The sequence below is a fragment of the Clostridia bacterium genome (assembly GCA_017438525.1).
Lineage (GTDB): Bacteria > Bacillota > Clostridia > Oscillospirales > RGIG8002 > RGIG8002.
On record JAFRVI010000018.1, the window covers coordinates 1 to 10,680 of the forward strand.

The 10,680-nt window shown below is 56.8% G+C and carries 9 protein-coding genes; all 9 read left to right on the forward strand.

Annotated elements, in window-relative coordinates; all coding sequences use genetic code 11:
* Positions 1-180: 180 nt before the first annotated feature.
* Positions 181-4,503, forward strand: coding sequence for an InlB B-repeat-containing protein (locus IJL83_01660; protein ID MBQ6552314.1), 4,323 nt, complete (start codon positions 181-183; stop codon positions 4,501-4,503).
* Positions 4,504-4,687: 184 nt separating this feature from the next.
* Positions 4,688-5,035, forward strand: a complete 348-nt coding sequence (locus IJL83_01665) for a hypothetical protein (protein MBQ6552315.1) — start codon at positions 4,688-4,690, stop codon at positions 5,033-5,035.
* A gap of 2 nt (positions 5,036-5,037) precedes the next feature.
* Positions 5,038-6,381 carry a signal recognition particle protein gene (gene ffh / locus IJL83_01670; GenBank protein ID MBQ6552316.1) on the forward strand — a complete coding sequence of 448 codons (1,344 nt, stop codon included), beginning with the start codon at positions 5,038-5,040 and terminating at the stop codon, positions 6,379-6,381.
* Between the two features lie 28 nt (positions 6,382-6,409).
* Positions 6,410-6,655: a 30S ribosomal protein S16 gene (rpsP, locus tag IJL83_01675; protein MBQ6552317.1), complete on the forward strand. Its 246-nt coding sequence runs from the start codon at positions 6,410-6,412 to the stop codon at positions 6,653-6,655.
* Positions 6,656-6,701: 46 nt separating this feature from the next.
* Entirely contained in the window at positions 6,702-6,935 is a 234-nt protein-coding gene (locus tag IJL83_01680; GenBank protein ID MBQ6552318.1) for a KH domain-containing protein, read from the forward strand.
* A 77-nt stretch (positions 6,936-7,012) separates the two neighbouring features.
* Positions 7,013-7,510: a 16S rRNA processing protein RimM gene (gene rimM, locus IJL83_01685; GenBank protein ID MBQ6552319.1), complete on the forward strand. Its 498-nt coding sequence runs from the start codon at positions 7,013-7,015 to the stop codon at positions 7,508-7,510.
* Complete coding sequence (gene trmD, locus IJL83_01690) at positions 7,507-9,153, forward strand: tRNA (guanosine(37)-N1)-methyltransferase TrmD (protein ID MBQ6552320.1); 1,647 nt, start codon at positions 7,507-7,509, stop codon at positions 9,151-9,153. Before rimM ends, trmD begins: the two co-directional genes overlap by 4 nt.
* Positions 9,150-10,088, forward strand: coding sequence for an NTP transferase domain-containing protein (locus IJL83_01695; GenBank protein ID MBQ6552321.1), 939 nt, complete (start codon positions 9,150-9,152; stop codon positions 10,086-10,088). The genes trmD and IJL83_01695 overlap by 4 nt, the downstream gene beginning before the upstream one ends.
* A gap of 72 nt (positions 10,089-10,160) precedes the next feature.
* Positions 10,161-10,487 (forward strand): hypothetical protein, encoded by a 327-nt coding sequence (locus IJL83_01700; GenBank protein MBQ6552322.1) that lies wholly within the window; start codon positions 10,161-10,163, stop codon positions 10,485-10,487.
* Positions 10,488-10,680 lie beyond the last annotated feature (193 nt).

The window sequence follows — 10,680 nt, forward strand, 5'->3', positions numbered from 1 at the left end:
CCGGCTCCGGAGCGCACGAACGCCTTCGCGCGTTCCGGAGCCGGTGCCGTTGAGGGTAACGCCCCGCGGCGCGGCGAACTGCTTGTTTATGCACGCAAAAGGAGAATCGGTGTGATAAAACGCTTTATAAATACTTATAAAGTACCTGAAGAAGGCAAAAAACTGCCGGGGAAAACGTTGATGCTTCATGTGGCGTTGGCGTTTATCGCGGTGTTTCTTTGTCTTGTTTTCATAGCGACGTCTGCGTATGCGCTTTTTGAGAAGACCGTCACGTCAACCGGAAACACGATAACGGCTTCAAATCCGGGGCCCGTTACATACAATACCTTCACTCATTCCGCCAACCTCGCGCATACCGATACCTATCTCTACCGCGTCGGCAACGGCAACACCGTCAAGCTTGGTTCGCTGTTTGCTGTTGAGCAGCGTGCGGTACCAGATCCCGCCAACGTCAAGATCAAGGTCGAATCGGCATTGGGCTCCGGCGCTGCGAGCGTTTACAGCGCCTCGGTCGGCACGAATCTCGAATCCGGCAGTAACGCGCAGTGCGTTTATACAAAGAACACGTCCGATTGGACGCAGTCGACCCTCAAGTTCACCGGCGAGGGCCCGGTTAGCGTTACCATAAAAGAGGGCGACGGCGAGGCCTATACCCTCAATCTCGAGGTCGTCACCGGAAATAACTTCGTCGAGAACGCGACGCTGAGCAGCGGCGCGAATATCGTTCTGCTCGGCAACGTCAAGGCCGGCGCGAGCAGCGGCACGAATCCGGCTCTTTATCTTAACGCTAAAAGCATTTACGGCAACGGCTTTGAGATAGACTGCACCGGCAGCAATATCAGCACTAAGGGCCACGGTATCATTAGCCTTATTAACTCCTCTATAGATAACGCGATCATTATCGGTCCGACTTTCACCACGTATCAAGGCAATTACAATAACGATTATTACGGCTCGACGGTGCTTTGCGAAGGCGGAACGAGCTATATCAGCAACTGTCGGATCACCGGCGCCTCGTCTCCGCTGCGTATCAAGAGTGACGGAGTCGTTTCCGATACCGTCCTTTCCGGCGGTTTGATGTGTAATATGGAGATTAAGAGCGGCAGCGTGACGGTCGAGAACGTGACAACAGTTAATACGCAGAACAGCTTGGGTATTGTATTCGGTCTTGACTGCTCCGCTGGCTCGACTATTACCATAAACGGCACCCTTGATCAGCATAACTTTGTAGCCGATAATACGACTATGAGCAACCCAAACGCTACTACGTTAAAGAACGCTATGTTCGGCAGCACTTATTCTAATTATCAGTTTACATCCGGCAGCAGAAAGTACGTCAACACCGGCATTGTATCTTTGACGGCTAACGTTGGCGCCGGAGATATTATTGATAACCGTCTTGATAAAAGGAATTACTCCGGTATGACGGCTTCGCTTTTAGGACAAAGCGGATATGTTTACACGATGGTGAATACCGATTCGTCTATGCTTGAGACGAGCTATACCGAGCCTGAGTATGTTCCTTCTTCGCAGAAGCCGTATGATCCTGTATTCACGTGGTCCGTCCCCTCCGGCGATAACGTAGCCGCCGGCGGTGATAACCACTGCTATAAGGATTCCTACGGCGTGCTGCAGATTCAGTTCCTGCAAGGCGGCAGCAAGACGATTAACGCCTCCGCTTACCAGACCTTCAAAAAGTATCAGGGAGCGGATCCGATAGCGCTTTCATCGATAACCTGCGTCAATAAACTGTCCGGCGCCTCCATTGCCGTTACGGATAACAACATAACCTTCAACGATGCGGGCGAGTATACGATATCTTATCAGTATAACGGCGTCACGGTTTATGATGAGGTTCTCGGAACTTCGACTACCGTTAATTATATAAAGACGATAAAAGTCAACGTTGCGGTTAAAAAGGTTGCGCCTAACGCCGTTATTGCCGTTTCGCAGGTCAACGGTGCTATGATTTGGGGTACGGCAGGACGTTTTGGGGACCCTGACTATAAGCCTGCCGCTCCTATATTTGACTATATGACCATTACTGATTACGACGACGACGGAAATCCTTATACCGTCCTTGACGGAAGCAATCAGGCGGCGTTCCTCAATAGCATCGCCTCCGTCGTCGCCGACAGCGATAACAAGACCGGCTTTACGATCAACTTCCCGGATGGGACGAAGTTGGTCATCAAGTGCGCCGCGCCGTACAACTCCGGTACGCTTGAGTTCAAAAAGTATGATAACAAGTTCTATATGTGCGGAAGCGTTAATTATAACAACCCGACCGCCGCGACGTGGAACGTAACTTCTTATACCTATACCGGTCGCAACGGCGTCGCGGTAACTTACGGCAAGCGTGGTTTCACATCGACGACGGATTCTACGAACTACAGTTTGAGCAACCTTTCGACGAATAGATTCCTGATGTACGACGCGCAGGGCGGTACGGTTTCGCCCGCGTATACCGGCACTTCACCCGCGACGCTGCCGACTCCGACGCGCGATGGCTACACCTTCCTCAACTGGAATACGAAGGCGGACGGCACCGGAACCGCGAGAAACGCGGGAGCGAATATGACCTTCAGCAGCACCACTACGCTCTATGCAATCTGGGTGAAGAACGTAACCGTAACGTTTAATGCCGGAAATGGCAGCGCGGTTTCTCCGATTTCCGCAGGTGTCGGCACAAATCAGACGTTGCCGACGTCAACTTCTACGATGTATTGGCTCGAGGGTTGGTACACTGCGGAAGATGGCGAAGGAACGAGAATCGGTAACGCCGGCGCGTCCTTCACTATGCCGTCTGATGATACTACTTATTACGCGCACTGGTCGCCGAAGTATTATGTTATCTATAATATGACGAATGGCGGCACGGTCACCGCTGATTCTATTGAGTACGCAGGCGATACTGTTTACGGCGCTATATACGAGGGCACGGCGTTAACGTTGGCCACGGCAGCAAACGGCGCAAAGACCTTCGAGGGCTGGTTTACCGCCGCGGAGGGCGGCACAAAGATCGGCGCGGCGGGCGATTCTTACGTCCCCACCGCGAATATTGAGCTTTTCGCTCAGTGGTCGGATAACATCCCTGTAACCTTTGACGGTAACGGCGGCACTGCCGGTACCAATTCGGCTACTTACGATAACGTAACGCCTATCACGCTACCGACGGCGACCCGGGCGGGTCATGCGTTCAACGGCTGGTACACCGAGACCTCCGGCGGAACGAAGGTCGGCAATGCCGGCACTTCCTACGTGCCCACCGAACCCACTACGCTCTACGCCCAGTGGACTGCGTATACCGTAACCTATGACGCTAACGACGGCTCGGTCAGTCCCGCTTCGGCTTCCGCAGGCGATAACGGCTCTGTCACGCTCCCGACGCCCACGCGCACGGGCTATACCTTCAACGGCTGGTACACCGAGACCTCCGGCGGAACGAAGATCGGCAACGGCGGCGCGTCCTACACGCCGACCGCGAATATCACCATCCACGCGCAGTGGACGGTAAATAGTTATAAGGTCACTATCTCCACGTCGAACAGCTCCACGGCGGTCACCGTCAACGGCACGACCGTCAACAACAACGGCTCGGTAGCGTACAACAGCGTCGTCAAGGTTGAGCTGAGTTATACTCAAAGCAACAGCTTGACCTTCACTATCAAGCAGGGCAATACTACTGACGTGACGCGTTATTCCAACGAGGCGTGTACGACTACGACGACTTCTACCGCCGCGGGTACTTATTATTTCAAGATGCCCGCAGGCGACGTTACGATCAACAGCAGCAGCAGCGCTTCCGGCGGCGGCAACTGTATCACCGAAGGCACGCTTATCACTCTCGCCGACGGCACGCAAAAGCCCGTTGAAGAGCTAACCGGCGAAGAACTGCTCCTCGTCTGGAACCTCGAAACCGGCAGCAGCGACGTCGCTCCGATAATGTTCATAGACTCCGATCCGGAGGCCGAATACACGGTCATCCACACCTGCTTCTCCGACGGAACGGACGTCGGCGTCGTTTCCGAGCACGGATTCTTTGATCTTGATCTCGGCAAATACGTTTATATCTCAGAAGATACCATGACCGATTATATCGGCCACCGCTTCGTCAAGCGGGGCTCCGCCGTGTTCCGCGATTGGAACGTCGTGACGCTCGAGAGCGTCTGGACAGAGACACGCACCGTCAAGGTATACAGCCCCGTAACTTTCGGACACCTCTGCTATTACACCAACGATATCCTTTCGATGCCCGGCGGCATCAGCGGTCTGTTCAACATCTTTGAAGTCGATGCGGACAGAATGATTTACGACGAAGCGAAGATGGCTGCGGATATCGCCGAATACGGCCTGCTCACGGTCGAAGACTACGGCGGATTGATCAACGACGTCGCTTTCGAGGCCTTCAACGGCAAGTGGCTCGGTGTTGCGGTCGGCAAGGGCAATCTCACATGGGAATACATTGAGTACCTCGCCGAGAGATACGGAGTATTCTGGTAACCCTCATCCATACCATATGCAAACGCCCCCGTCGGGGGCGTTTGTTCTGCCTTATTTAAAAAACCTCTTGACAAAGGGCGGGGAAGGGGTTATAATCTCACTGTAAAGGTTTTTGCTTTACACAAGCGCGGCGTTTCGCCGGTATCGCCAAAGCGTCCGGCGTTGCGGATATGGGAGCGTTGATATGGAGCGCAAGGTTTATTTCTCGCGCCTGCTCGATTTCTACGGCGGGCTCCTGCCGGAAAAGCAGCGCGCGTGTATGTTTCAATATTACTACGACGATCTTTCCCTCGCCGAAGTTTCAGAGAATCTCGGCATCACCCGTCAGGGCGTCCGCGACCTTATCAAGCGCGGCGAGGCGTCCCTCGAGAAGTCGGAGGAGGAGCTGAAACTGATGGAAAGAGAAGAGGCGGCGCGCCGCCGCCGAGCCGAGATAGCCGCCGAGCTCTGCGAGCTCGCGAAACAGGTCCGCGAGCCGCTTGCTTCACAGGTGCGCAGACTCGCTGACAGAATGAATTCCTGGGATGTGTAACGATGGCGTTTGAAAGCTTGAGCCAAAAACTGAACAGCGTTTTCCGCCGGCTCGGCTCCAAGGGCAAGCTGAACGAGAGCGACATCAACACCGCTATGCGCGAGGTCAAGCTCGCGCTCCTCGAGGCCGACGTCAGCTACGTCGTCGTCAAGGACTTCATCGCCTCCGTCAGCGCGAAGGCGAAGGGCGCCGCGGTCATGGAGAGCTTGACTCCCGTGCAGATGGTCATCAAGATCGTCCGCGACGAGCTTATCGCTCTGATGGGCGAGAGCGAGGCGAAGATAAACTTCTCCAACAAGCCGCCCACGGTCGTGCTTCTTGCCGGCCTTCAGGGCTCCGGTAAGACCACGCACTGCGCGAAGCTCGCGATGCATTTCAAGAAGCAGGGCAAGCGTCCGCTGATGGTCGCCTGCGACGTTTACCGTCCCGCCGCGATCGATCAGCTGAAGGTGCTCGGCGAAAAGAACGGCCTGCCCGTTTATTCCGAGGACGGCTCAAAGGATCCGCCGCGCATCGCCGAGAACGCCGTGAAGCACGCCAGGCAGTACGGCAACGACCTGGTGCTCATCGACACCGCCGGCCGTCTTCACATCGACGAGGCGCTGATGGAGGAGCTCGCGGAGATCAAGCGCCGTACGGAGCCGCACGAGATCCTGCTCGTCATCGACGCGATGACCGGTCAGGACGCGGTCAACGTCGCCAAGAGCTTCAACGAGAAGCTCGAGATCGACGGCGTCATCCTCACGAAGCTCGACGGCGATACCCGCGGAGGCGCCGCGCTCGCCGTCCGTCACATAACCGGCAAGCCGATCAAGTTCACCGGCGTCGGCGAGAAGATCGACGAGCTCGAGCCGTTCTACCCCGACCGCGCCGCGTCACGCATACTCGGCATGGGCGATATGCTCTCCTTCATCGAGAAGGCGGAGGCGGAGTTCGACGAGAAGCAGGGCGAGGAGCTCCTTGCCAAGCTCGAGAAGAACAAGTTCGACCTCAACGATATGCTTATGCAGTTCCGCCAGGTCAAGAAGATGGGCTCGATAAAGAAGCTCATCGGCATGCTGCCCGGCACGCAGGGCATAGACGAGAACTCCATCGACGAGAAGGCGTTCCCGCGCATGGAGGCGATCATCCTTTCTATGACGCCCGCGGAGCGCACCAACCCCTCGATCCTCAACGCTTCGCGCCGCAAGCGCATCGCCGACGGCGCCGGCACCAACGTCCAGCAGGTGAACAAGCTCATCAAGCAGTACGAGCAGACGAAAGACCTTATGAAAAAGTTCACAGGCAAGGGTAAATTCGGTAAGTTCAGAAAAGGCGGGCAGATCCCGCCGGACTGGAATTTATAAAAATAAAACTATATGGAGGCAAACAACAATGGCAGTAAAAATCAGACTGCGCCGCATGGGCGCGAAGAAACAGCCCTTCTACAGAATCGTCGTCGCGGATTCCAGATATCCGAGAGACGGCCGCTTCATCGAAGAGATCGGTTACTATAATCCGCTGACCGAGCCCTCTGACGTCAAGGTCGATGCAGAGAAGGTCGAAAAGTGGCTCAAGAACGGCGCGCAGCCGACCGATACCGTCAAGGCGCTTCTGAAGAAGAACGGTATCATCAAGTAATTAAGCTTTTCCCAAAGTTGCAATTACTCCACAGGAGGTAACGATAATGAAGGATTTGCTTATCGCTCTGGCTCAGAGTCTCGTTGAGAAACCCGACGAGGTCAAGGTCGAGGAGCAGGTCGCCGAGGATGGCACCATCGTCTTTTATCTGCGTGTAGCGGACGGCGATATGGGCCGCGTCATCGGCAAGCAGGGCAGGATCGCGAAAGCCATCCGCACGCTGCTCCGCGCCGCCGCGACCCGCGAGGATAAGAAGGTCTCCGTCGAGATCGTCGACTGACGTTCCGGCGCTGACCGCGCTTGCCGCGCGCCCGCCGTTTCCGGCGGGATCGTAATATCCACGATGGGAAGATCGTTATGAATGAGTTTTTGGAGGCCGGCAGGTTCGTTGCCGTCCGCGGAATAAAAGGGGAGCTGAAGCTCAACGTTTTCTGCGACGGACCGGAGTTTCTGGCGGATTCGGAGACCCTTTGGTTAGGCGTTGAAAAAAAGCCGTACGCCGTCGAAAGGGCGTTTCCGCAGAAGAATCAGCTCATCGTAAAATTGAAGGACGTAGATCTCCCGACGGCGCAGACGCTTGTCGGGACTTCGGCGTATATAAAAAAAGACGCCTATCAGCTCGATGAAGGCGTTTTTTTCGTGGCCGATCTGATCGGCCTGACCGTGAAGGACGCCGACACCGGCGAGGTTTACGGCGGGCTTTCGGACGTTCTGCAGACCGGCGGCCGCGACGTCTACGTCATCAAGGGCGAGCGAGAGCTGCTTTTTCCGGCGATTCCCGAGGTCATCGTTTCGGTCGATATCGCGGGCGGGGAGATGCTCATCCGTCCGCTGGAGGGGTTGTTTGACATATGAAGTTTTACGTTATGTCGCTTTTCCCGCACCTCGTGACGGGCGCGCTCGACGACAGCATCATCGGTAGAGCGCAGAGCAAAAAGATAATCAGCATAGTGCCCTTCAATATCCGCGATTTCACCGCGGATAAGCACCGCCGTACCGACGATTACCCCTACGGAGGCGGGCTCGGCATGATCATGCAGGCGCAGCCGGTCTTCGACTGCTTCACCGAGGTGTGCAGGAAGGCGAAGAAGCGCCCGAAGCTGATCTATATGTCGCCCCACGGCAAGCCCTTCACGCAGAAGAAGGCGCACGAGCTGTCGAAGGGCGGCGACATCGCGATACTCTGCGGTCACTACGAAGGCATCGACCGCCGCATCATCGATACCATCGTCGACGAAGAGATCTCCGTCGGCGACTACATACTCAGCGGAGGCGAGCTTCCGGCGGCGGTGCTTATCGACGCCGTTTCCCGCCTGCTCGACGGCACGCTGAAGACCTCCGAAAGCTATATGGAGGAGAGCTTTGAGCACGGACTGCTCGAGTACCCGCAGTATACGCGCCCCGAGGAGTACGAGGGCATGCGCGTGCCGGAGGTGCTGCTTTCCGGCAACCAGAAGGAGATCGACCGCTGGCGCCGCAGGGAGAGCATCGTGCTGACCGCGAAGAGCCGCCCCGACCTGATTTCGAAATGCGAGCTCACCGCCGCGGAAAAGAGATTGTTTATGAAAAACGTGCCCGAGGAAAGCACCGTGCACACGATAACGGACGGCAAGCTGACCGTTCGAGTCAAGAGGCAGGGCGCGGAGCTCTGCTCCGTAATGAAAAACGGCGTGGAGTATCTCTGGCAGGGCGACGAGCGCTACTGGAAGGAGCAGGCGCCGATACTTTTCCCGGTCGTCGCGCGCAGCCGCAACGGAGTCATCCGCATCGACGGCAAGGACTACCCGATGGCTTCTCACGGCTTCGCGAAGCGGATGGAGTTCTCCGTCCAGGCGCAGAGCGAAAACAGCATAACGCTGAAGATAGAAGACACCGCGGAAACGCGCGAGATATACCCCTACAGCTTCCGCTTCCTGATGACATACACCGTCGAGAACGGCGAGCTTACCGTCATCTCCCGCGTCGAGAACATCGGCGACGGCAAGATGTGGTTCACCTACGGCGGACACCCCGGCTTCAACGTGCCGCTGCGCATAAACGAGAGCTTCGAGGACTACGAGATCGAGCTGGGCGAATGCCCCGACCCGACTGTGCCGGCGACGACGGAGGATATGTTCATCGACTTCTCGCGCCGCCGCAGAGTCGACGAGGACGGCGTGATAAAGCTCACACGAGAGCTTTTCTCAAACGACGCGCTGATATACGAGAACCTGCGCTCCTGCACGCTGCGCAGCCGCGTTTCCGGCAGCGGCGTCCGCGTCGAAGCGGACGACAGCTTCAACTACCTTGCGTTCTGGACGCGCTACCCGGGCGAAGCGCCCTACGTCTGCATCGAGCCGTGGATAGGCATCGGCAAGTGCGAGGACGAGGGCACGCTTTTCAGAAAGCGCAGGGGAGTGCTTTCGCTCAAGCCGGGCGGCGATTTCAGCTGCAAGTATAAGATCATCCCGATCGCCGGCAGAAAGCCCGGCGCGAGGAAAACGGAGGCGGCGAAATGAACGAAACCGTGATACGTCCGGCGCTCGTCGTAATGGCGGCGGGGCTCGGCAGCAGGTTCGGAGGACTCAAGCAGCTCGAGCCGGTTGGCGTCGGCGACGAGATAATCCTCGAATACTCCGTTCACGACGCGATAAAAGCCGGCTTCGGCAGAGTGGTTTTTATTATCAACGAGAAGATAGAAGAGGAGTTCAAGGAGCGCGTTTCGTCGCGCATCCCGTCCTCGATAAGATGCGATTACTGCATTCAGGACCCGAATAATATCCCCGCGGGCGTGAAGGTACCGCCGGAGCGCAAGAAGCCGTGGGGCACGGGGCAGGCGGTGATGTCGCTGAAGGGCGTCGTCAGCGAGCCCTTCGCCGTGATAAACGCGGACGACTACTACGGCGCCGAGGCGTATAAGCTGCTTTTTGAGCAGCTTTCGCGGACGCATGAAGCGGACGGCGTTTCCGATTACTGCATGGTCGGCTACGGCGTCGCGAACACGCTCTCCGAAAACGGCACCGTCGCGCGCGGCATATGCGAAGTCGGCGAAGACGGCTTCCTGCGCGGCGTGACCGAGCGTACGAAGATAATGCGCCGCGGCGGCGACGTCTGCTACACCGAAGACGGCGAAAGCTGGACCGCGCTGCCGGAGGACTCCGTGGCGTCGATGAACTGCTGGGGCTTCACCCCGGACGCGATCGACAAGCTCGCGGAGGGTTTCCCGCGCTTCTTTGAGGAAAACGCCGGCCGTCTGGACAAGGCGGAATACTTCCTGCCGGAGTTCGTTTCGCGGCAGCTTAAAGAGGGTAAAGCGCGCGTGAAGGTGCTGACGACCTCCGAGGGCTGCTGCGGCGTGACCTACCGCGAGGACCTGCCGAAGCTGCGCGCGCGCATCGCCGCGTTCACCGAGGCGGGCAAATACTCCGCGCCGCTCTGGAAAAATCTCATATAACTGTTGCATATCGCCGCGGACGGGTGTATAATATACCTATGAGAGATTGAATATCCGGAAGGAGAAACGATTATGAAGACTTTCAAGAATATCCTCAAGGCGCTTTTCGTCGTCGCGGGACTGCTCGCGATGTTCTTCCCCTACGAGTATGAGCAGGAGGAAAACGGCGACTTCAGCTACAAGGCGTGGCTGCTCGGCATAAAGCGCACGACCGACGACGAGGAGGGCAAGCGCAAATACCGCATCAGCTTCTTCACGAAGCCGAAGATCAAGCGCGCGAAGCACGTCCTGCCGGATATCGACGTAGACGACGATTACGCGACCTCCGCGGACGTCGACGGCGACGACCTTTCCGGTCTCGCGGACGACATCAGCGACAAGCTCGCCGGACTGGAATAATAAGTATAACAAGACTGATCGGCGGTAAGGACAACACGGTTTTGAACAGCAGATTTTGCCCCGTTCCGCGTTAAAATGCTCGGCAATACAGCAAGTATTGCCTTGCGCTTTTGCCTTGAACGGAAACAAAATCGGTCCGTTCAAAACTGCTCCGCACCTGAAAGCGAGGCAAATCCGAGGGATTTGCGGCGCG

Bases quoted from the DNA above. Each gene is read 5' to 3' on its own strand.
- IJL83_01680 (MBQ6552318.1), top strand. From the start codon at position 6,702: ATGAAGGATTTGCTTATCGCTCTGGCTCAGAGTCTCGTTGAGAAACCC.
- IJL83_01695 (MBQ6552321.1), top strand. From the start codon at position 9,150: ATGAACGAAACCGTGATACGTCCGGCGCTCGTCGTAATGGCGGCGGGG.
- IJL83_01700 (MBQ6552322.1), top strand. From the start codon at position 10,161: ATGAAGACTTTCAAGAATATCCTCAAGGCGCTTTTCGTCGTCGCGGGA.
- trmD (MBQ6552320.1), top strand. From the start codon at position 7,507: ATGAAGTTTTACGTTATGTCGCTTTTCCCGCACCTCGTGACGGGCGCG.
- ffh (MBQ6552316.1), top strand. From the start codon at position 5,038: ATGGCGTTTGAAAGCTTGAGCCAAAAACTGAACAGCGTTTTCCGCCGG.
- IJL83_01660 (MBQ6552314.1), top strand. From the start codon at position 181: ATGCTTCATGTGGCGTTGGCGTTTATCGCGGTGTTTCTTTGTCTTGTT.
- rpsP (MBQ6552317.1), top strand. From the start codon at position 6,410: ATGGCAGTAAAAATCAGACTGCGCCGCATGGGCGCGAAGAAACAGCCC.
- IJL83_01665 (MBQ6552315.1), top strand. From the start codon at position 4,688: ATGGAGCGCAAGGTTTATTTCTCGCGCCTGCTCGATTTCTACGGCGGG.
- rimM (MBQ6552319.1), top strand. From the start codon at position 7,013: ATGAATGAGTTTTTGGAGGCCGGCAGGTTCGTTGCCGTCCGCGGAATA.